Below are 20,894 nucleotides of genomic sequence, written 5' to 3'. Positions count from 1 at the left end.
AGTAATTACTAATTACCAATTACCAATTACTAATTACTAATCAGCACTTTTCTGCCTTTCCCACCTTTTCACCGCTTTGTTTTCTCCAATTCTACATCTATTCTCCCTACATAGATTCCGCGACCGTTGGTCTGGTAGATCATTACCTCCTTATTATCCAGGTTTTTGCGTATTTCCGGCTCTTTCATATAGGTGTGGCTGTGCCCGCCGATGATCAGATCGATATTTCGGGTTGATTCTGCTAACATGAGGTCCTGCGGGTAACCCAGGTGGGAGAGGCAAATCACCATGTCACATTTATGTTGTGACCGGAGCTGTTCAGCCAATTTGTTGGCTGTCTTCACCGGATCAAGGAATTCCATTCCCTTATAGTTCTCTACGGCAATCAATCCCTGCGGACGCACGCCGATACCGATGACACCTATACGAACGCCATCTTTTTTCAGGATAATATAGGGTTTAACGAGTCCTGCCAATGCTGTCCGGGAAAAATCGTAATTACTGGTGATAATAGGGAAATCGGCTTTACGTACCACCTCCTCGAGCACTTCCATCCCGTAATCGAACTCATGGTTACCCAGCGTGGCAGCATCATATTTCATCAGATTCATTGCTTTCACTTCCACTTCTCCTTTGAAAAGGTTGAAATAGGGTGTACCTTGTAGGAAATCTCCTGCATCGAAGAGAAGTACGTTTTTATTCTCTTTCCTGACTTTATCCACATAAGAGGCCCGTCGTACCACACCTCCTTTGTCGGCAGCTGTCCTGTCGGTCTCAGGCAGAGGTTCTATTCGACTGTGGCTGTCGTTGGTATGAAGAATCACAATCTTCTTTTGCGGGAATGCCTGAAAAGAAAGAAACAGGGAGAGGCAGAGTATGATAAGGCGATTTGTTGAATACATATTTCTACAGAGTGAAAAGTGAAAAATTAAAAGTGAAAAACTTTCATCGTGCGAAGCACATCAGCGAATTACAATACGTCCATCGAGTGCGGACTCGATCTCGTTACCACGCCGGGTCTGTTCTTTTACCCAGTCGATCATCACATCACGCAATGTAATGCCAGTGTTAACGCTGCTGACAGCATCACGGAAGGCACTCATATTGTCGTTACCTTCAGCCAGATAGTCGAGTGTGACGATGTGGTAAATTTTGTTCTTATCAATGGGTTGCCCGCCGATAGTAACACTCTTTACTTTTCTCTTGTCGATAACCAGTTTCACATTCGAAGAGATGCCAGCCCCTCCTATGCGCGCATAGGCGTCGAACATCTTTTTCAGGTCACTTCCCTTCAGTTCCAGGAAGGTGATGGTATTGTCGAAAGAGTATATTTCGTAAAGGTTACCTATGGTCACATCTCCCGCGGGGAGGGTCGCGCGGTGTCCGTGGACATTCATCACTCCTATATCTGCTCCACCCGGCAAATGTTCATCCCCATATGATTTCATAACATCCGAAGTGAGGTTGGTCAGCAGGCTTTCAGGCCTCTTGTAATCCATGAATTGAGTGGATCTGCCGATTACTACGTTCATCTCCCGGTCGAGTTCTGTCTTATAGGATTGCACGAGCTCCTCCATCTGCCGGTGAGGATATGTGTCGAAAGAAGAATTCATCTCGACAATAGTGCCGGACATCTCCGCGATCCGGTATTGCTGATTACAAGAAAGAAGCAAGATTGCCATACAGGCAATCCACATTGTTTTTAGTCGCATGTTGTATGTTATTGTATAAAACAGGTCAAAAGTACATTTTTTTACCTTGTGCGTCAAGACGTAGATCAAAAATAAACATTAAATTGTGTTTTGTGTGGAAGATTAAAGAAAATTTTCTACCTTTGCATCCGCTTTGCGTAATCTCTGTCGGCAACAGGCCGTTATATTGCGTTCAAAAGGGTTAATTATTAACATAAAGCTTGATAAAAATGGATTTAATAAAGATCGCGGAAGAAGCTTTCGCGGGAGAAAAAAAAGAATTTCCCAAATTCAAGAGCGGTGACACGATCACAGTGGCTTATCGTATTGCTGAGGGGAACAAAGAGCGTATACAGCAATATCGCGGAGTGGTGATCAAGATCGCCGGTCACGGGGACGCCAAGCGTTTTACCGTAAGAAAAATGTCTGATAATATCGGTGTGGAACGTATCTTCCCGATGAACTCACCCTTTATTGATAATATTGTTCTTAACAGCGAAGGTAAAGTACGCAGGACAAAATTGTACTATCTGCGCAAACTGCGTGGAAAAGCTGCCCGCATCAAGAAAAAAGTATATTGATATACTGCAGTACACAATACATAAGCCCCGGATTTTTTATTCGGGGTTTTTTATTTTTTTACAGAATATAAGATGTGCCTCGGAAAAACTCAAGCAAGCTTGGCTTTTCTTTCGGCTTTCACTATATTTGCCCTGCTATTCTATAATCGGTAACCTGCAGCATGTTATTCAAAACAGAAGGTATAGTACTCGGTGCCACTTCCTACAGTGACACCTATTCCATCGCTCATCTTTTTACGCGTGATTTTGGTCGGGTTTCCTACCTGTTGCCTATATCGCGTGGGAAAAAGACGAAAATCCGGAACTCACTTTTCTTTCCTTTGTCGGTGTTGTATCTGGAAGTCGAGCATATGCCGTTACGAGATGTTCAGAGGCTGAAAGAGGTGGAGAGGCAATTTCCGCTATACGGACTATGTACTAACATGACTAAGGTCTCTCTTGCTTTTTTTATTTCGGAGTTTTTATCGTTCATCCTCCGCGAATCGGACAACAACGAATTGACATTCGATTACCTGAAAAATTCGATAGAGACATTAGAGGCCACAGAAAAGGGATTAGCGAATTTCCATCTGGCGCTTATGATGGGATTGACACGTTTTCTGGGAATCTATCCCAACACGGAATTTACAGGGAATTATTCTTTCTTTGATCTGCAGCATGGAGAGTTCGTGGTAAATGAACCGATGCATTCTTATTATCTGGACAGGAAAGAGAGTCACTACCTGCGCGATCTTTATCGCATCAACTACAGCAATATGCATCTTTTTAAACTATCGCGGAATAACCGCAATGAGATTGTGGATCAATTGCTGGACTATTACCGGTTGCACATTTACAATTTTCCACCATTGAAGTCATTGGAAGTCTTGCGGGAGTTGGGATAGGTGGTTAAAACTAAAAACTAAGAGTCAAACTTCTCCACTTCTTGACTTCGGACTTCTCCACTTCTTGACTTCCCTATTCTAACTTCTATTGTTTATATGCCTGGAAAACAATAACTCTTCCTTCAGGATCAATGCTGAAAGAATCTCCCAACGACTCATTTAATGACCCCTGCCACCAGTTTGTCAATATTCTTCCCTCGACCGGATATTTGAGGTTATGTGTGGTGAGCTTTTTAGGGTCGATGGAGAAAATGGAAACCTGTTCTCCCTTGTAACTTTTAAACTCCGTGATTGAGTGAATGGGTGTGAAGATACCCCAATTGGTCACCATGATGACCTCTGCTAACTCTGCATAGTCGGCCAATAGCGATATGTTCCCAAGGGTGTGGTCTTCACGTTTTCCGGTTCCACCTACAATAATAATTTCCTGTCTGCCGTTTTCAACACAAAACTGTACTGATTTAGTGAGATCATTTGTTTCCTGGTCGGGGTTGGGATGGAGGATATCGGCAAAACGGATCTTGTTCTCTTCCGAGATCGAATCACAGTCACCTACAATGGCATCGGGTACCCCTCCCCGGGCGATGAAGTCGTTGGCCGCTCCATCGCAGCAGATAATATACTCTGCCTCTCTGATACAGGAGAGGGGAACGGGGTGGCTGGGAAACCGCCCGTTGGCAATAATTACCGTTGTGACGGTCTTGTTTTTGTTCATCTTTTACAGCTTTGGTTCTATTTCCATTTAATGCAACAGTTAATGCAAAGGTATAAAAGATGTGCTAATGAAAAATAACCGCCGGCATAAATTCTCCTGCTACTAAAAAAACTCATAACTATCTTTCCAGTTGTTGCTCCAACTGAATTGATCTTGGAAACAAGATATTGTTCTCCAGATGAATGTGGCGGTGCAGATCCTCTTCGAACTCCTTTAGCAAGCTCAGTGTCACCCTGTAGGTATTGCAGGCATCTTCGGGAGGAGTATAGTTCCCGGTCAACCCGCTGATCCTCCTGAATCGTTCCCCTTCGGCAGTATGTTCCTGTTCCATCTGTTCGATGTAGGTGGCAGCCGACCCTATTCCCGTCTGCGGTTTCTTTCCATCAGACAGTTGGGTCTTTACCAACAGGCGGATATAAGGAAACAACATCAATTCCTCTTTTTTCATATGAGCCGAAAGATCTTTTGTCGAGTCGAAAAATAGTTGTTCCACTTCTATTAATTCGGGATGACTGCCGCTATGGACGCTGACCACTTTTTGAAGGAACGGGGTGATTTCCGGAATCTTCTTCTCCACATAGCGATGGTGTGTTTTCTCTATATAATCGGTCAGTAGGTCAAGAGGAAACAATTTCACGTCGATATCACCGGCCTCCTTAGTATTTATCGTTTCAGAAAGTTCATCGATAAGCCTGTTTTCATCTATCTGTTTTTTATTGCATGCGTCTGCTATTGTCCTGTTCCCATTGCAACAGAAATCTATATTGTATTTCTTGAATATTGATGCTGCTTTGTAGTTCTCAGCTACGATTTTACCTACGATACTTTGACTGTTTATAACCATAATTGATACATATTTTAGAGAGCTTCTCCCGGCTTTCTGGAACAGAAAGCCGGGAGAGTTGCCCTGGGGTGAATAGTTATTTTTTCTTTATTGTTAATGTGTATACAAACCAGAAGAGGGCGAGGGTGCCTATTGCAAAGACAGTGTCGCCTACAATGCGTAACCATTTAAATACACTCACCAGCGGTTGCTGCATGAATTCGGCGGAACGGGCATACCACATTCCTTCCTTGACACTGGCTACGGTTTGCATCAGGCCGACCGGCAGCAAGCTCAGTACAACCATCAACAGCAATCCGATATTGAGTGTCCAGAAGGTGAATGAGATCAGCTTATTGTTCCATTTCTGTTTCCGGTACATACTGCGCAATACGAACAGGATGAGCCCGATACCTAACATGCCATAAACCCCGAAGAGTGCTGCATGGCCGTGTACCGGTGTTGTGTTCAATCCCTGCATATAGTAGAGGGCGATGGGTGGATTAATGATGAATCCGAAGATCCCGGCCCCTAGGAAGTTCCAGAAGGAGACCGAAAGAAGGAAGTAGATAGGCCATTTGTAATCCGCCAGCCATTCGGTGGCTTTGCTCATCCGGTAGTTGTGATAGGCTTCAAACCCGATTAACACCAGCGGCACCACTTCGAGTGCACTGAACGTGGCACCCAGTGCCATGACCGCTGTCGGCGTCCCGGTGAAATAAAGGTGATGGAAGGTTCCCAGAATACCCCCGGTGAGGAAGATAACAGTGGCAAAAAGCACATTGTTGGTCGCCGATTTGATACCAAGTAGTCCCATGCGTGTAAAGAGGAAAGCAGCCACCACGGTAGCGAACACCTCAAAGAAGCCTTCTACCCAGAGATGGACTACCCACCAGCGCCAGTATTCGGCAACAGCCAGGTTGGTTGTCCGTCCCCACATAAGCCCCGCACCATAGAATAACGCAATGGCGGCACAGGAGATCAGGAACAGGATCAGCAATCCTCTTTCTGATGTTCCCTTTTTGATGATTGGCAGGATAGGCCGGACCATCAGCGCCAGCCAAAGGAACAGGCCTACTACCAGGAGTAATTGCCAGAAACGGCCTAAATCCACATATTCATATCCCTGATGCCCGAACCAGAAATTATTGACAAGATTGAGCCGTTGCATTACTCCGAACCATTGCCCGGTCATGGAGCCTGCCACCACGATAAGCAAGGCGATAAAAAGTAGGTTTACCCCCAGTTTCTGAAATTTCGGGTCCCTTCCATTTAACGAAGGGGCAATATATAATCCGGTGGCAAGCCATGCAGTAGCTATCCAGAAGATGGCCAGTTGGATATGCCAGGTACGGGTGATGGAGTAGGGGATGAATTTAGCGATGTCGATGCCGTAAAAACCATCTCCTTCCACTCCGTAGTGTGCAGTGATCACGCCCAGCAGTACTTGTACCAGGATCAGCAGGTTCACAATCCAGAAATATTTCTTTACCGCCCACATCGACGGGGTGATGGTCTGGTTCATCAATGGGTCTTCCACCGGTTTAAGCGTCTCCTCCTGGCGGCTGCGTGCCTGTACAAAGATCATGATACCAATCCCTAAAAGCAGCATGATAATACTGAATCCTGTCCAAAGCACCAGATCACTGGTCGGCACATTACCTATCTGCTCGTCCGGAGGCCAGTTGTGCGTATAGGTTACGTCCGAACCGGGACGTTCCGTGACGCATGCCCAGGAGGCCCAGAAAAAGAACTGCACCATTTTATCCATCCTCTCTTCCGATTTGATGGTGTTTTTCGCAATGGCATAATCGGAACGGAGTTTATCCAGTGCCGGATCATCCATAAAGAGTCCTGCATAATGTTGCTTATTGTGCAGGAATGCCTCATATCGTTCGCTGTGAATAGTGAGTGTCCCGGTTGCAGCATCATAGGTGTTTACCCTAAGGAACTCCTGCAACCTCGACTCCAATGAGGCCTTGTCGGCAGTGGCCAATGCATCAAACTCTTTTCCGTAGTCGGCCTGAGACCATTTGTTCAGGAGATACTGGGCTTCCCTGTGCAGATAGTCGGCTGTCCAGTCGGGTGCCACGTACGCACCATGGCCCCATACGGTTCCTATTTCCTGTCCGCCGATACTTTGCCAGATATTCTGGCCGTCTTTGATGTCATTACCTGTAAATAACACCTCGCCCGTCTCGTTAGTCACTTTTTCGGGTACGGGCGGAGCCTGTTGATAGATCTGGACGCCGTAAAACAGCAATACGGCAAATGAAATGCCTACCACCAGTGCAAATGCAATCCACAATTTTTTCTGTGTCATACTGAATCATTTTTTAGGTTAGAAATTTATGATATTATCCGGATTGATCTTAAAAAATGAATGCCTGTTATGAACAAGCAGATAACCTTGACCACTTCTGTTCCCACATAATAAAAATGGAGTGGTGATGACGGGACTTCCAATCCTTGCTGGTAGAGAGGAATGCGGGCATCCAGTGCAGGTAATAGCCAAAGTGTTTGAATGATGAGTATCAGCAATGCGATCAGAAATAGTACCCTGGGTAGGTTTATTCCCATCCCACGGTGAAGTAGGAATAGGTCCACTGCCATAAGAATGGCAAATACCCATTCTGCTTTATTCAGTGCTTTGAATACCAAGCTACCTATGCCGAGACCTAAAGGAAGTGTCACGCCAGGTGCCCTGAACTTTACCCACGCCTCCATGAAGCTGATGGCACAAACAAATCCAATCCATAAAAAAATAGAAGGTAATGCCAGAATGTGGAGTTGAGCTTCTTTCGTTAGCATATTTTTGATTTTAGCTGCGATTAATTTAAACTACTTTTTGTCAGGTTGATAATGTCCTGCATTATACCAAGCATAATGAGAATGGAAAACAATTATTATTACTTAATAATTTGATATCCTGTTCTTTTGTATTTCCGATAATTTTGTCGTAAATTAAAGGAAAAAATTTACCGCTTCAATAGGGTTTCCCTGTTTTTAATTCCTACTGCCAGTTCATAAGCAGTGGTATTTTGCAGGACTCCTCTCATTTCTTTTCTGATCTCTTCCACAGAATAGTGTATAGGGCAAGGGCGTGTTTCATCGCAATGGTTCAATCCCAGTGCGCAGCCTTCAAAAAAAGTATTTCCATCGATTGCCCTGACTATGTCTGCCATAGTGATACCATGCAAATTTTCACGTTTGATTTCAAATCCTCCATTGGGCCCTGTATAGGATTCCACAATACCACTTTTTGATAACAATCCCAGTATTTTTCCCGTAAATGCTTCCGGAGAGCCGATATTCTCTACAATATCACCGATTTTGACCCTTTTTCCCTTCAATGATTGGGAGGCAATATAGAGAGTGGCTCTTATTCCATATTCGCAAGTTTTCGAGAACATATAATCTATTTTTGCCAAAGATATATTATTTTTTTTATTTACGATATTTTTGTCGTAAATATTTTTCGCATAAGAGAATTTACTTTTTACTGCATAGATTTTCTATCATTACACTTCATTTGTCATGCTGAAAAAGTCTTGGTTCTTTGCTCTTGGTTCTTTGTCCTATGAATGCCAAATATTTAATAAAATATAAAAGATACGCTTTTTCAAACAATAGGTTTGAAAAACTGTTCTTATGTAGAATCGTTCTAATTATTAAAGGATACACTAAGAAATATTATATTGTAAAGTAAAAGCTGTTATGGCCAAAACAAAATCAAAAAAAAGTGAATTAACAAAGGAGAAAATGCTGCACATGCATCGGTTGATGCTTGATATCCGTAATTTCGATAGCAGGGTAAACCGGCTTGTAAAAAAAGGAAAGATACCCGGGATGACACATTTTTCCATAGGGGAGGAAGCAGCCAATGTGGGTGCTATTGGTGCGATAAAGGCCGGATTCGACCTGATTACTTCCAATCATCGCGGACATGGACAGAGTATTGCGTTAGAGATAGACCTCAACGGAATGATGGCGGAGATTATGGGAAAGGCCACCGGAACTTGTAAGGGAAAGGGTGGTTCCATGCATATTGCCGATCTCGACGGAGGAAATTTAGGTGCGAATGGTATTGTAGGCGGAGGAATGGGAATGGCCATTGGTGCCGCACTCACCCAGAAAATGAAAAAAACCGGAAAGATTGTTCTCTGCTGTTTTGGCGATGGAGCATGTAACGAGGGAACTTTCCACGAAACGTTAAATATGGCTTCTATCTGGAAATTGCCGGTGATCTTCTACTCTATTAATAATATGTATGGCATCAGTACACCTATCAAGGATGTAATCAATATCGACTACAATTACCAACGGGCTTGTGCTTACGGTATTCCCGGGCATTTTATTGAGGATGGTAATGACTTGCTTGCCGTTTATAATAAATTCGAAGAGATAGTACAGTATGTACGTGATGGTAACGGTCCGGTTCTGGTAGAGGCGGTCACTTACCGTTGGTTAGGGCACTCTACGTCTGATCCCGGAAAATACCGTACCAAAGAAGAGGTGGATGAATGGAAGAAAAGAGATCCTATCGATCGTTTCAAAAAACACCTTCTCGAGAATAAAATAGCTACCGCACAGGAGATAGAAGCGTTAGAACAGGCGTCACTGGCAGCGGTAGAAGAGTCAGAGAAATTTGCATTGAGCAGTCCGGAACCGACATTGGAGTCGGCGTTCGAAGATATCTTTGCAGACTAAATTCAATTAACCCCAAAAATGATTTAGCCCGGAGACCTTATAGTCTCTGTTGCTCATACAAAACAACAACAGCAGAAAAAAACAGATGGAAAATAAAACAAAGCTCATGTCTGTCCGTGATGCCATCATCATGGCAATGTCGGAAGAGATGCGTCGTGATGAGAATGTATTCCTGATGGGAGAAGATGTGGGTATTTTCGGAGGTGACTTCGGTACATCGGTAGGAATGCTCGAGGAGTTCGGCAAAGAACGTGTGCGTGATACTCCTATTTCAGAAAATGCCATTTCCGGAGCGGCCATAGGCGCTGCCATGACCGGGATGCGCCCTATTGTGGATGTGACATTTATGGACTTTATTGTCTATATGATGGATAATATTGTGAATCAGGCTGCCAAAACAAGATATATGTATGGCGGGAAAGGGCAGATACCGGTGGTATTCCGTGCCGCGGCGGGAGGTGGTGTCGGCTCTGCCGCACAACACTCTCAATCGCTTGAAGCCTGGTTTACCCATATCCCCGGACTCAAAGTGATTGCCCCGGGCACGCCGGCCGATGTAAAGGGATTGCTCAAGGCGGCAGTCCGCGACAATAATCCGGTGATCTTCCTCGAATATAAGGCACAATATAATATGAAGGGTGAGGTACCGCTTGATCCGGAGTTTGTATTGCCTATCGGGAAAGCCGATATCAAAAAAGAAGGAAAAGATGTCACCGTCATCACCTATGGACGTATGCTGGAGCGTGTGATGCAGGCTGCGAACGAGGTAGAGGAAACCGAAGGGGTGAGTGTGGAGGTCGTAGACCTGCGTACGCTGGCACCCCTCGATAAAGAGGCTGTGCTCGAGTCGGTGAAAAAAACCGGTAAAGTATTGCTGGTAAACGATGCACATAAAACGGGCGGTTTTATTGGCGAAGTAGCGGCGATGATTGCGGAGAGCGATGCGTTCGATTACCTTGACGGACGTATATTGCGCCTTGCCGGTGAGGATGTACCCATTCCCTACAACCAGACATTGGAAGCGGCTATGATACCCAATGTGGAGCGGATCAAGAAGTACATTCTCAAATTAGTGAATAACCGATAAAAAGGGAGTAATGGAAAATAAAAGATTCAGGGCAACACCGGCGGCGAGGGCTTTGGCCAAACGTCTGGGTGTGGATCTGCTCAGTGTGACCGGTACCGGTTACAAAGGGCGCATCCATAAAGACGATATAGCCAACTTCAATTACGAGGAGAAAACACATATTTCTCCGCTTGCCCGCCATATTGCCGAAGTACACAATATAGACCTGAAAGGGGTAAAAGGATCGGGACACCGCAACAAGATAATGAAAGACGATGTGTTACAGTTGATCTCTGATCCCGACTTGAAAGCCCGATTCACGCTTAATGACTTTGGTGAAGTATTTGTTCCCAAAGCAGGTCAGGCTGCAGCCGGCCCCTCGGCAGAAGTGTCGCAGAAAGCACCTGCGGCAGCCGTATCACAGGGTGCCCCGGTTACATCGGTTGCAGGTGAAACCGAAACTGTACCGATGACCCAGATGCGGAAGATTATCGCCAAACGGATGTCGGAAAGTTTCTTCGGAATCCCCACTTTTATCCAGACATGGGAAGTGGATATGACTGAATTGCTGGCATTGCGTAAGCGGTTGATAGAACCAATACAGGAGAAGACCGGAAAGAAACTTACTGTGACTGACCTGATCTCCCTCGCTGTAGTGAAAATGCTGTTAAAACACAAATATATCAATGCCAGCCTTAATCCGGAAGGAACGGAAATGACCTTCCATAATTATGTAAATCTGGGAGTGGCGGTAGGTCTGGATGAAGGGCTATTGGTGCCTGTGGTGAAGAATGCCGATAAGATGTCGCTCAGCGAATTTGTAGTGGCATTGAAGGATCTGACGGAACGCACTTTTTCTAAGAAGTTACTACCGGATGAACAGGCAGGGAGTACATTTACGATCAGCAACCTGGGGATGTATCCCGTGGATGAGTTTACTGCCATCATCAACCAGCCTAACGCGGCCATCCTGAGTGTTGCTTCTACTAAGGAGAAACTTGTGCCGGTAAATGGCGAAGCGGTCGTACGGCCTATCATGAAGATGAGCCTTACCAGCGATCACCGTATTATAGACGGACTCACGGCAGCGAAATTCATGACCGATCTGAAAAAATTGATGGAAGATCCGATCACTTTATTGATTTAAAAAAAATAGATATATGGCTTATGAAATAATCATGCCCAAGGCCGGTATAGACATGACCGAAGGGCAAGTGGTGAAATGGTTGAAAAAAGAGGGTGATCCGGTAAAGGAAGGTGAGATCATTCTTGAGATAATGACCGACAAGACCAGTATGGAGATCGAGGCGGAGGCGTCGGGTATCCTGCTGAAAATAGTACACCCCGACGGTGATACGGTTCCTGTTACCGAGGTAATCGGTTATATCGGGTCGGAAAATGAGTCGGTGGATACACTGATGCCCGAGGTAATCGAAGATACAGGTGAAAAGGAGAGTGAAGAAGATAAACGGATGATCCGTCTCGAGGATAATTATAATGTGGTTGTGATCGGTGGCGGTCCTGCCGGATATGTGGCAGCCATTAAGGCCGCTCAACTGGGCGCCAGGGTGGCTATCGTGGAAAAAGGCGAATTCGGAGGTACTTGCCTGAATGTAGGATGTATCCCCACAAAGGCCTATCTGAAAAATGCTGAGATCATCGAACATATCCGGGAAGCATCCACAAGGGGAATCCTGATCGACAGTTCCCAGATCAAAGTGGATATGGAGAAAGTGCAGGAGTACAAAAACGGTGTGGTGAAGAAGCTGACCAGCGGTGTTGTGGCACTCCTCAAGAGCAATGGCGTGGATATTTACCAGGGTGTTGGTAAGATCAACAAGAATAAGGATGTGGTAGTAAACGACTCGCAGATCATTAAAGCCGACAAGATCATTTTGGCCGGAGGATCCAAAGCATCCAGAATCAATATTCCCGGTATCGAGAGCGACAAGGTGCTTACCAGCGATGATCTTCTCGCTATCAAGGAAGTACCCGAAACACTGGCTGTCATTGGTGGTGGCGTGATTGGCACTGAGATGGGACAATCGTTTGCCGGCCTTGGATCCAAAGTAATCATCATCGAGATGATGGATCGTATTGTGCCGCCTCTCGACCATGAAGTTTCCGCCGAGCTGACCAGGATCGTCAAGAAGAAGGGAATGACGATAATCACCTCTGCCCGTATTACCGAGATTGTGGATAAAGGCGATAAGCTGGAAATCAAGATCGATGGAAAAGATTCTGTGATTGCCGATAAGGCATTGATCTCCATTGGCCGTGTGCCCGACCTCGAAGGAATGGGTGAGGTGAAGTTCGAAACCGAACGGGGTAAGATAAAAGTGGACAAGTACATGGAGACGAGCGTCAAAGGTATTTATGCGCCCGGCGATGTAAATGGTATCAAGATGCTTGCCCACGTGGCTTTCCGTATGGGTGAAGTAGCCGCAGAGAATGCGGTAAAAGGAAATCATCGTTCCATCAAACTACTTTCCGCTCCTTCAGTGGTTTATACCTCGCCCGAAGTGGCTATGGTCGGTCTGACCGAAGAGGAAGCACGTGCGAAGTACGACGATATCCGCATCGGGCGGTTCAACTTTGCCGCTAACGGTCGTGCTTTGGCATCGAGCGAAGCGCATGGTTTCGTGAAGGTGATCGCAGATAACCGCTATGGGGAAGTGCTGGGTGTGCATATCATTGGCCCCTCTGCCGCGGAGATCATTACCCAGGCGTCACTCATCATGGAAATGGAGATCACAGTGGATGAAGTGATAAAGACCATCTATGGGCATCCGACCTATTCCGAAGCGCTGTTCGAAGCCTTTGCCGATATCCTGGATGAAGCGGTACATATACCCAAAAAGAAGAAGTAAATAAATTATATATGTTTTGTGGCGGGTTCCGGCTGAAAGATGACGGAGCCCGCCCTCCTTTTATCTTATGATATATATTGTCAATAAAAGTACTGACCCCGCTTATAATATTGCGTTGGAAGAGTTTTGTTTCAAGGAGTTGAAACAGTTCGACAAGATTTTTATTCTTTGGATCAATGAACCGGCTATCATCGTCGGAAAGCATCAGAACACACAGGCAGAGATCAACAACCGCTTTGTCCAGGAAAACGGGATTCATGTGGTACGGCGCATTACCGGAGGTGGAGCGGTTTATCACGACCTGAATAATCTGAATTATACTATCATCTCCAATGAAGAGGAGGGAGAAAATGATTTCGATTTCAAGACTTTCTCACAACCGGTTATAGAGACACTGGCCGAATTGGGTGCTCAAGCTGAATTTTCCGGCAGGAACGATATTACTATCGACGGCAAAAAGATCTGTGGCAATGCGCAGGCTTATGTGGGTAACCGGGTTATGCATCACGGCTGCCTGCTGTTCGATACCGATTTGAGTATACTTGCCAAAGCACTGGAAGTATCCAAAGAGACGGTCGATTTTAAAGGGGTAAAATCTGTTCGTAGCCGGGTAGATAACATCCTGCCCAATCTTCCGGTAAAGATCACCGTCCATGAGTTTGCAGATAAGATATTGTCGCAGATGAAACGGAAGTTTCCCGAAATGAAAGAATATCATTTTAGTGAAAATGAAAAAAATGAGATTGAAAAAGCCCGTCAGGAAAAGTTTGCCAACTGGGAATGGACTTATGGGCATAACCCGGTGGCAGAGGTAGTTCGTAAAAAGCGTTATTCTGCGGGACGAATACAAGTCTTTCTCAATATCGGAAATGGCCGGATAAAGGCAATCCGTTTCTACGGTACCTTTTTCGGGAAGAACGGTGATTTAGCTGTGCCGCAGCACGCCTTAAAAGGGGTGATATACACTTCTTCGGAGGTGAAAAAGGCACTGGCAACTCTTGATATTTCCCAATATTTTGCAGGATTCTCTCTTGACGAACTTACTGAAGCAATCGTGGATTGAGGCTTCTCAACCGATTTGCCTTTCAGCAGTTGTTTCACTGCTCATCATCCGTTTCCATTTTAAATATCCAAAAACAGAAATTACTGAGTAGATAGCAAAAAGAATAGAAGTAGGGTAGAGCCCTTTCCATACATACAATCCGCAGGAGATAATATTCACGAAGAACCAGAACCACCATTGCTCCACGTATTTGTGGGCCAGTAACCACATGCCCAGGATACTGAGTGCTGTAGTGAAACTGTCTCCATAGGGAACGGGACTGTCGGTAAATCGGATCAGAATAAAGGCGATAGCCGCAAAAAGTGCAGTGCCTATTGTCAAAATCGGTATGATATAACGGCGGGGTGTATGGCGGATCGGCAACCCCGACCCTTCTGACTTATGCTTTGTCCATCGTGCCCATCCGTAGATACTGGCGAAGAAGTAGTAAACATTAATTCCCATATCGGCATAGAACTTACTCTGGAAGAATATCCAGACATACACAATGGGCATCAGTACACCCACCGGCCACAACCATTTGTTGGCATTGTATTCCAGATACAGATAGAGTAGTCCGATAACGGCACCGATAATTTCAATGGTTTGCATTATTTGTTTTTATGTAAAGGTAAACGGATTTCCCCGGTAAAAGGAGAAAATCCGTTTACTATGTATATGATTTTCTAAAAACTTAACGTAAGCCGTGCCATATAATTACGGGGGGCTTGCGGATAATATCCGACCCAATTGATAGTACTTCCATTCTCAAAAGCATCAGTAGATGCCCATCCATTGGCTATGTATTTCCTGTTGAACAGGTTGTTCACAAAAAACTGCAGATTGAAAGTTCCTACTGCCGACGGTTTAAAAGTATAGCCGGCCGAAAAGTTGCTTACGAAATAGGCATCAATCGACTTTTCATTGTCTGATGTATTATCGAGGTATTGTTTGCTTACATATTTTCCTGTCAGGTTCAGATAGAGATCCGGTGTGGGCTGCCAGGTGGCGCCTATCGCACTCACGACGCTGGGAGAGAAGGATATATTGGTCGTTCCGTAATCTTTGGATATCTGTCTTGTCCAGTTGTAATCATCTTCGTTGTCATATACGTCAAAATAGGCCGTATAGTTGTCGATCTTGTTCCGGCTAAGTGTGGTGTTGGCGTCCAAGATGAATTTATTGTTAAAGAGTGGTATAACTGCTTCCAGTTCAATACCGGCCCGGTAGCTGTCTTTTACATTTTCCATTAATTTGTATCCTATGTCACTGAGCTTTCCGGTCTGTACCATTTGGTTATGGTAATCCATATAATAGAGGTTTGCTCCTAATCGAATACCATTCTCTCCCTGATGTCGGTAACCCAACTCATAATCGATCATCCGCTCCGGTTTAATGGGATTCACAGCGCCTCCTTTTATCCCATCTTTCAGGTCGGTTCGGAGTGGTTCCCGTTGTCCTACGGCGGCCGATGCATAGAACCGGTTATGGTCGTTCATCCGGAACGAAAGGCCAGCTTTTGGGTTTACGAAGTTGTAATTGAATTCTCCCGTCAGATCCATCAGATCGTCATCGATACCGCTGAAACGGTAGCCAATGTGGCGGTATTGCAGGTCACCGAAAAGAGAGAGTTTCTCGTTCAGTTGATATTCTGCTTTGGCAAATAAGTTCATTTCCGATTTTTCACCCACGTTACGGTACCACTCGTAATTCTCGGGTATATTCTCCGAGTGTTTTATCCATGGGAGCCTTCCGTAATGGTCGCCGTCATAGAAACTGTACATTCCGCCGAAGGTCACTTCCAGGCTATTCTTTGTATAGTTGAAATTGAGGTTGGCCACATAAAAATCATTTTTCATCAACTTTTGCCGTACGAAGTCGGTGCGGCTATAGGTGCTATCGCCAATTGTCTGGGGCTCTAACCCGAAATCGGAATATTTTCTGTTGTAGCGGTAATTTTCGTAGTAGCCGTAACCATGGTTGTAGCTGAGTCCCGCGTTCATCGAGAGATTCCGGCTCAGTTCCCGTGCAAGGGTGAGTTGCAGGATATCGGAGTAGTAATTGTCGGTTTCGTTGTCATAGTAGAGCCTGTTGCCCGCATCGTCTTTGTATTCCCCGGCCGGATTATAACGCCGTCCATACTCTTCGTCCTTCATTTGCTCTTCAGAAACACCTTCCCAAGTGATGCCGGTATGTTGAATCCCTTTCATGTAGATCAGGCGAAGCAGCTGCTTGTCAGTGTAATGGGATAATGCAGCATATAGGTTGGTGTGGTCCACCTTCCCGTTTCTTATATAGCCGTCGCCCAACACACGTGAGAAGCGGGTATCGAACGACAGTCCGTTTTTCAATATCCCTGTTCCTGCAGCTATATTGGACAAGAACGTGCCATAACTACCTACTGAGGTAGAAGCTTCTCCATATGCCTCGGAACGTGCCCCCACCGTTTGCAGGGAGATACTGGCTCCAAAAGCGGCCGATCCATTGGTGGATGTTCCTACTCCCCGTTGTATCTGGATGTTCTGTAATGAGTTGGATAGATCGGGCAGATTTACCCAATAGACCTCCTGGCTTTCGGGATTGTTCAGCGGCATCCCATTGAGGGTTACGTTGATGCGTGTGGCATCGGTACCTCTGATCCTGAATGCCGTGTTGCCTACTCCTAATCCGTCTTCTGTAAAGGAAACAATTGATGGTTGATACTGCAACACTGTCGGGATATTTCGAGCCGCATTTTCTTTTTTGATATCAGAGGAAGAGATATTGGAGTATGTCACCGGTGTATTTTGCCCGGCACGGGTGGCGGAAACAATTACCTCTTCCAGTTGAATTTGACTAAGAGTGTCAGATGGCACCTCATGTGGCTTTGCTTGATAAACCAATGCCAACAGGATTGCCGGCAATAAAAAAACCTTTTTCATATGACTAATTTATTTTTTTATTAATGTATATGGAACTCGCGATAATCATGATCGTAAACTAAAATGATTAAGCTGCTCGTTTCATTTACATAAAGTTTTAGGATGGACAACGCAACTTGCATTGTACATCGTTAATTAGTGAAATAAAAAAGGGGATTTGTGAAGATGTATACCAGAAAAACCACGAAGTGTGGACTTTATTTTCCCTACGCCGGCATTACCCGGATCAGGTGATTTGGGTATGATCTCAGCCCGTTTACTTGGGCACCCCCTGTCGAATGAGAAAACAAAGATAGGACAATTTTGTTCAGAAGATACTGTTCTCAACTGTTTTTAACATCGAAAGCAGTTATCAGGAGAAAAATAACCGACTGGATAGATGTTATTTTTGGATTTATTTGTAATTTCGTTCATTAAAGTAAACTTCTACATTATAATCCGGCTTTCTCCATGTCTTGCAGAAAAATATAAATTGGCTTAGTAGGAAAAAATCCGGTTAGATGAACCAATAAAAACAGGGTCAATTAGGCATATGAGCGATGAAGAAAAATTGATAGCGGAAGATCAGATGATCGAGAATGAGTTTCAGGCTCTCTTGAATGATTATCTGAACTCAAACCACCGGCGGAAGGTGGATGTCATCACCAAGGCGTATAATATGGCGAAAGAGGCACATAAAGGTGCCCGCCGTCGCTCAGGTGAACCCTATATCATGCATCCGCTGGCGGTAGCCCGCATTGTGTCGAGAGAAATGGGGTTGGGGTCTACCTCCATCTCTGCTTCCCTATTGCATGATGTGGTGGAAGATACCGATTATACTGTGGAAGATATCCGTGCACTGTTTGGTGAAAAGATCGCACAGATTGTGGATGGCTTGACAAAAATCTCGCATGGCATGTTTGGCGAGAATGTATCGGCGCAGGCAGAGAATTTCAGAAAATTGCTGCTGACCATGTCGGATGATATCCGTGTGATCCTTATCAAGATCGCTGACCGGCTGCACAATATGCGTACGCTCTCTTCCATGACGGCTGCCAAACAGTACAAGATCACAGGAGAGACATTGTATATTTATGCCCCGTTGGCGCATCGCCTGGGGCTTTTTGCTGTCAAGACCGAACTGGAAGAACTCTGTTTCAAGTATGAGCATCCCGAAACCTATGCCGACCTGACGCAAAAGATTGAGCGGACAGCCCCTGAACGGAATAAGATTTATGAGAACTTTGCCATTCCTGTGGTAAAGGCACTCGACAAGATGGATATGGAGTATGAGATGCGGGCACGGGTTAAGTCGGTCTACTCCATCTGGAATAAAATGCAGACCAAAGGGATTGAATTCTCGGAGGTGTACGACCTGTTCGCGGTACGCATTATTTTTGAAGTGCATCCCGGGATGGATGAAAAGAAACAGTGCTGGGATATCTATTCCGCCATTACTGATATTTACAAGCTTCGCCCCGACCGTATACGCGATTGGGTGAGCCATCCTAAGGCCAACGGCTATCAGGCGCTTCACCTCACGGTGATGGGCCCTGACGGAAAATGGATTGAGATACAGATCCGCAGCCGCAGGATGGATGATATTGCCGAGAAAGGGTTTGCCGCCCACTGGAAATACAAGGAAAACAGGATCGAAGAGGATAATGAATTGGACAAATGGTTGAAGACCATTCAGGAAGTGTTGTCCAACCCTAATCCCAATGCCATTGACTTTCTGGATACGGTGAAGATGAACCTTTTCTCATCCGAAATTTTTGTATTTACTCCCAAAGGTGAGATAAAAACCCTTCCACAGGGAGCAACAGCTCTCGATTTTGCCTATACCATCCATACAAGGGTAGGTGATCATTGTTTAGGAGCCAAAGTAAACCATACATTGGCACCACTCAGCCAGAAACTGAGCAGCGGCGATCAGGTGGAGATCCTTACCTCACAGTCGGTCAACCCACAGCCGGAGTGGCTCAATTTCGTGACGACGGCCAAAGCACGGACCAAAATTGAAGCATCATTGCGGCGCCAACGTAGACGTATTACCGAGAAAGGCCAAAAAATGCTTGAAGAGCTGTTTGAAAATGAACCTATCGATAACACTGTTTTTAATAAGATACTTCAGGCCTATAAGGCCGAAAATAAGGATGACCTCTACTTCCTGATAGGTAATAACGAAGTCTCCCTCCCCTCCGGTAAAGACGCTTTCTTTAAAATGAAGATTGAGCCGGAGAAACAGGATAATCTCTTCGTGCGGTATATGAAGCAGGCGATGAATGCGATCAAGAAAGCACCGCCTGCCGATCAGAAAAATATAAAGAACGGACAAAAGGATTCTGTACCACCTGATGTGTCGGAAGAGTTATCCGGAGTGAAGGAGAAGATTGACCGGAAGGCGGTTTTTCAACTTACAGAAACCAATTTCCGTAAGAACTTTATCGTTTCTTCCTGTTGTAATCCGCTTCCGGGTGACGATGTATTCGGATATATAACTGAGAAAGAGGAGGTGGAAGTACACAAGCGTTCCTGCCAGAACGGCTTGAAACTGAAATCCAATTTTGGGGACCGCATTATTGCCGTGAAGTGGGGAGATTATCGGCAATATTCATTTTTGGCCTCCATCGTATTTACGGGAATAGACCGGGTGGGAATATTAGGGACGATATTGTCGAAGTTGGCCGAAGATGTGGTGGTTAACATACAGAGTGTGAATGTCTCTACCACTGACGGTATCTTTGAAGGAGTATTCAACATACACGTCCATAGTGCGGAAGAGGTGAATCAACTCTGTGCCAAGATAGCAAAAGTGGACGGTGTTAGCACCGTCCACAGATCCACTATTTAATTTTTTTTCTTTTTTTACCGAACAGCATCGATGGAATCTTTCGGACTGCGAAGGCAATAAGTGCCGGCCTGGCTACTTTCCATGAAAGAGACCCAATAAGAGGTAGGTTCGACATGACGAGGTTCAACCATGGGTTGGTCCTTTTCGTCACAAAAGGAGTGACGGAAAATGAAGAACCACTCGACAAATTATCTACCGTCTCGGCCAGTTTTGATCTTACCGAGGAGGCTACGCCTTTCGTGAGCATTGTCCCCCAGTTATCATTCAGATATTGTAATTGATATGAGAGCCTTTGGCTTGCAATAATACGCTCTTCTCGCAACCGTTTCTTTTCTAACCGGAGTTCTTCCAGCGGAGTTAATTTATAGGTACTCATTTGTCACTCTTTTTATCATCTTTATCATCCTGCGTCATCAAAAAGCGTATTACTCCATTGGTGACTTTCTGGTTGAAATACTTTTTCAAAAGTAACATGATCAGCAACACCAAAACGGCAAACGCCGCCACAATGCCAAATCCGACCCAAAGGCTTTGAAGCAATTCTCCCAAATAGAGGGCTGCTGTTACCAGTGCGAAAAAAAGCGCTACCAAAGCGATTCCGGCTATAATCAAACCATAACTGATGGCAGCCGAACCCAGGCTTAATTTCTCGTACACTTCCAACTTCCCGAGTTCAAGTGAACTGGAAATGTAGTTCGAAATATCATCCCGCATTTCTTCGAATAGCGTACTTACTTTTTTTTCTTCCATCGTTTTGT

At 45.1% G+C, this 20,894-nt stretch carries 19 protein-coding genes and 1 riboswitch; of the genes, 8 read left to right on the top strand and 11 right to left on the bottom strand.

What is annotated here, in order from left to right; genetic code table 11:
• Window positions 1–68: 68 nt before the first annotated feature.
• Both PSM36_RS12070 and PSM36_RS12065 read right to left on the bottom strand, forming a co-directional pair.
• The gene (locus PSM36_RS12070; RefSeq protein WP_076931108.1) at window positions 69–902 is read right to left on the bottom strand and encodes a bifunctional metallophosphatase/5'-nucleotidase; all 834 of its coding nucleotides are present in this window, start codon (window positions 900–902) and stop codon (window positions 69–71) included.
• A gap of 60 nt (window positions 903–962) precedes the next feature.
• Window positions 963–1,712 (bottom strand): 5'-nucleotidase C-terminal domain-containing protein, encoded by a 750-nt coding sequence (locus tag PSM36_RS12065; RefSeq protein ID WP_076931107.1) that lies wholly within the window; start codon window positions 1,710–1,712, stop codon window positions 963–965.
• 209 nt (window positions 1,713–1,921) lie between these two features.
• Here PSM36_RS12065 and rplS point away from each other — a divergent pair, with 209 nt between their 5' ends.
• On the top strand, window positions 1,922–2,272 hold the full coding sequence (rplS, locus tag PSM36_RS12060) for a 50S ribosomal protein L19 (protein ID WP_076931106.1): 351 nt from the start codon (window positions 1,922–1,924) through the stop codon (window positions 2,270–2,272).
• A 161-nt stretch (window positions 2,273–2,433) separates the two neighbouring features.
• Window positions 2,434–3,156 (top strand): DNA repair protein RecO, encoded by a 723-nt coding sequence (recO, locus tag PSM36_RS12055; RefSeq protein ID WP_076931105.1) that lies wholly within the window; start codon window positions 2,434–2,436, stop codon window positions 3,154–3,156.
• 85 nt (window positions 3,157–3,241) lie between these two features.
• On the opposite strand, the gene PSM36_RS12050 is transcribed toward recO, so the two are convergent.
• From PSM36_RS12050 to PSM36_RS12030, 5 genes are all read right to left on the bottom strand, one after another.
• Window positions 3,242–3,871, bottom strand: a complete 630-nt coding sequence (locus PSM36_RS12050) for a thiamine diphosphokinase (protein ID WP_076931104.1) — start codon at window positions 3,869–3,871, stop codon at window positions 3,242–3,244.
• Between the two features lie 118 nt (window positions 3,872–3,989).
• The gene (gene ric / locus PSM36_RS12045; protein ID WP_173823141.1) at window positions 3,990–4,715 is read right to left on the bottom strand and encodes an iron-sulfur cluster repair di-iron protein; all 726 of its coding nucleotides are present in this window, start codon (window positions 4,713–4,715) and stop codon (window positions 3,990–3,992) included.
• Window positions 4,716–4,791: 76 nt separating this feature from the next.
• Window positions 4,792–7,017, bottom strand: a complete 2,226-nt coding sequence (locus PSM36_RS12040) for a nitric-oxide reductase large subunit (protein ID WP_076931103.1) — start codon at window positions 7,015–7,017, stop codon at window positions 4,792–4,794.
• Between the two features lie 26 nt (window positions 7,018–7,043).
• A complete protein-coding gene (locus PSM36_RS12035; protein WP_076931102.1) occupies window positions 7,044–7,505 on the bottom strand; it encodes a hypothetical protein in 462 nt (153 codons plus the stop codon).
• A gap of 167 nt (window positions 7,506–7,672) precedes the next feature.
• Complete coding sequence (locus PSM36_RS12030; protein ID WP_076931101.1) at window positions 7,673–8,107, bottom strand: RrF2 family transcriptional regulator; 435 nt, start codon at window positions 8,105–8,107, stop codon at window positions 7,673–7,675.
• A 349-nt stretch (window positions 8,108–8,456) separates the two neighbouring features.
• On the opposite strand from PSM36_RS12030, the gene PSM36_RS12025 reads away from it, so the two are divergent.
• The 5 genes from PSM36_RS12025 to PSM36_RS12005 all read left to right on the top strand — a co-directional run bounded on the left by PSM36_RS12025 (window position 8,457) and on the right by PSM36_RS12005 (window position 14,403).
• The gene (locus PSM36_RS12025) at window positions 8,457–9,404 is read left to right on the top strand and encodes a thiamine pyrophosphate-dependent dehydrogenase E1 component subunit alpha (protein WP_313381011.1); all 948 of its coding nucleotides are present in this window, start codon (window positions 8,457–8,459) and stop codon (window positions 9,402–9,404) included.
• Between the two features lie 85 nt (window positions 9,405–9,489).
• On the top strand, window positions 9,490–10,491 hold the full coding sequence (locus PSM36_RS12020; protein ID WP_076932230.1) for an alpha-ketoacid dehydrogenase subunit beta: 1,002 nt from the start codon (window positions 9,490–9,492) through the stop codon (window positions 10,489–10,491).
• Window positions 10,492–10,501: 10 nt separating this feature from the next.
• Window positions 10,502–11,617 (top strand): dihydrolipoamide acetyltransferase, encoded by a 1,116-nt coding sequence (locus PSM36_RS12015; protein WP_076931099.1) that lies wholly within the window; start codon window positions 10,502–10,504, stop codon window positions 11,615–11,617.
• Between the two features lie 13 nt (window positions 11,618–11,630).
• Window positions 11,631–13,340 (top strand): dihydrolipoyl dehydrogenase, encoded by a 1,710-nt coding sequence (gene lpdA, locus PSM36_RS12010; protein ID WP_076931098.1) that lies wholly within the window; start codon window positions 11,631–11,633, stop codon window positions 13,338–13,340.
• A 67-nt stretch (window positions 13,341–13,407) separates the two neighbouring features.
• The gene (locus tag PSM36_RS12005) at window positions 13,408–14,403 is read left to right on the top strand and encodes a lipoate--protein ligase (RefSeq protein WP_076931097.1); all 996 of its coding nucleotides are present in this window, start codon (window positions 13,408–13,410) and stop codon (window positions 14,401–14,403) included.
• Window positions 14,404–14,409: 6 nt separating this feature from the next.
• Here PSM36_RS12005 and pnuC read toward each other — a convergent pair whose 3' ends face one another.
• Window positions 14,410–14,994, bottom strand: coding sequence for a nicotinamide riboside transporter PnuC (gene pnuC / locus PSM36_RS12000; protein WP_076931096.1), 585 nt, complete (start codon window positions 14,992–14,994; stop codon window positions 14,410–14,412).
• Between the two features lie 74 nt (window positions 14,995–15,068).
• Complete coding sequence (locus PSM36_RS11995) at window positions 15,069–17,303, bottom strand: TonB-dependent receptor (RefSeq protein WP_076931095.1); 2,235 nt, start codon at window positions 17,301–17,303, stop codon at window positions 15,069–15,071.
• 186 nt (window positions 17,304–17,489) lie between these two features.
• Window positions 17,490–17,585, bottom strand: a riboswitch (TPP riboswitch).
• 250 nt (window positions 17,586–17,835) lie between these two features.
• Here PSM36_RS11995 and PSM36_RS11990 point away from each other — a divergent pair.
• On the top strand, window positions 17,836–20,136 hold the full coding sequence (locus tag PSM36_RS11990) for a RelA/SpoT family protein (RefSeq protein ID WP_076931094.1): 2,301 nt from the start codon (window positions 17,836–17,838) through the stop codon (window positions 20,134–20,136).
• On the opposite strand, the gene PSM36_RS11985 is transcribed toward PSM36_RS11990, so the two are convergent.
• Both PSM36_RS11985 and PSM36_RS11980 read right to left on the bottom strand, forming a co-directional pair.
• Window positions 20,129–20,512 (bottom strand): hypothetical protein, encoded by a 384-nt coding sequence (locus PSM36_RS11985; protein WP_076931093.1) that lies wholly within the window; start codon window positions 20,510–20,512, stop codon window positions 20,129–20,131. The two genes, PSM36_RS11990 and PSM36_RS11985, sit on opposite strands and share 8 nt — an antisense overlap.
• Window positions 20,509–20,886: a phage holin family protein gene (locus PSM36_RS11980; protein WP_076931092.1), complete on the bottom strand. Its 378-nt coding sequence runs from the start codon at window positions 20,884–20,886 to the stop codon at window positions 20,509–20,511. The genes PSM36_RS11985 and PSM36_RS11980 overlap by 4 nt, the downstream gene beginning before the upstream one ends.
• Window positions 20,887–20,894 lie beyond the last annotated feature (8 nt).

Origin of the sequence: Proteiniphilum saccharofermentans (assembly GCF_900095135.1) — a bacterium.
Taxonomy (GTDB): Bacteria; Bacteroidota; Bacteroidia; order Bacteroidales; family Dysgonomonadaceae; genus Proteiniphilum; species Proteiniphilum saccharofermentans.
The sequence above is the reverse complement of the archived record's forward strand: the minus strand, read 5'-3'. Positions and strand labels throughout refer to the sequence as shown.

Bases quoted from the DNA above. Each gene is read 5' to 3' on its own strand.
- PSM36_RS12070 (WP_076931108.1), bottom strand. From the start codon at position 902: ATGTATTCAACAAATCGCCTTATCATACTCTGCCTCTCCCTGTTTCTT.
- PSM36_RS12065 (WP_076931107.1), bottom strand. From the start codon at position 1,712: ATGCGACTAAAAACAATGTGGATTGCCTGTATGGCAATCTTGCTTCTT.
- rplS (WP_076931106.1), top strand. From the start codon at position 1,922: ATGGATTTAATAAAGATCGCGGAAGAAGCTTTCGCGGGAGAAAAAAAA.
- recO (WP_076931105.1), top strand. From the start codon at position 2,434: ATGTTATTCAAAACAGAAGGTATAGTACTCGGTGCCACTTCCTACAGT.
- PSM36_RS12050 (WP_076931104.1), bottom strand. From the start codon at position 3,871: ATGAACAAAAACAAGACCGTCACAACGGTAATTATTGCCAACGGGCGG.
- ric (WP_173823141.1), bottom strand. From the start codon at position 4,715: ATGGTTATAAACAGTCAAAGTATCGTAGGTAAAATCGTAGCTGAGAAC.
- PSM36_RS12040 (WP_076931103.1), bottom strand. From the start codon at position 7,017: ATGACACAGAAAAAATTGTGGATTGCATTTGCACTGGTGGTAGGCATT.
- PSM36_RS12035 (WP_076931102.1), bottom strand. From the start codon at position 7,505: ATGCTAACGAAAGAAGCTCAACTCCACATTCTGGCATTACCTTCTATT.
- PSM36_RS12030 (WP_076931101.1), bottom strand. From the start codon at position 8,107: ATGTTCTCGAAAACTTGCGAATATGGAATAAGAGCCACTCTCTATATT.
- PSM36_RS12025 (WP_313381011.1), top strand. From the start codon at position 8,457: ATGCTGCACATGCATCGGTTGATGCTTGATATCCGTAATTTCGATAGC.
- PSM36_RS12020 (WP_076932230.1), top strand. From the start codon at position 9,490: ATGGAAAATAAAACAAAGCTCATGTCTGTCCGTGATGCCATCATCATG.
- PSM36_RS12015 (WP_076931099.1), top strand. From the start codon at position 10,502: ATGGAAAATAAAAGATTCAGGGCAACACCGGCGGCGAGGGCTTTGGCC.
- lpdA (WP_076931098.1), top strand. From the start codon at position 11,631: ATGGCTTATGAAATAATCATGCCCAAGGCCGGTATAGACATGACCGAA.
- PSM36_RS12005 (WP_076931097.1), top strand. From the start codon at position 13,408: ATGATATATATTGTCAATAAAAGTACTGACCCCGCTTATAATATTGCG.
- pnuC (WP_076931096.1), bottom strand. From the start codon at position 14,994: ATGCAAACCATTGAAATTATCGGTGCCGTTATCGGACTACTCTATCTG.
- PSM36_RS11995 (WP_076931095.1), bottom strand. From the start codon at position 17,303: ATGAAAAAGGTTTTTTTATTGCCGGCAATCCTGTTGGCATTGGTTTAT.
- PSM36_RS11990 (WP_076931094.1), top strand. From the start codon at position 17,836: ATGAGCGATGAAGAAAAATTGATAGCGGAAGATCAGATGATCGAGAAT.
- PSM36_RS11985 (WP_076931093.1), bottom strand. From the start codon at position 20,512: ATGAGTACCTATAAATTAACTCCGCTGGAAGAACTCCGGTTAGAAAAG.
- PSM36_RS11980 (WP_076931092.1), bottom strand. From the start codon at position 20,886: ATGGAAGAAAAAAAAGTAAGTACGCTATTCGAAGAAATGCGGGATGAT.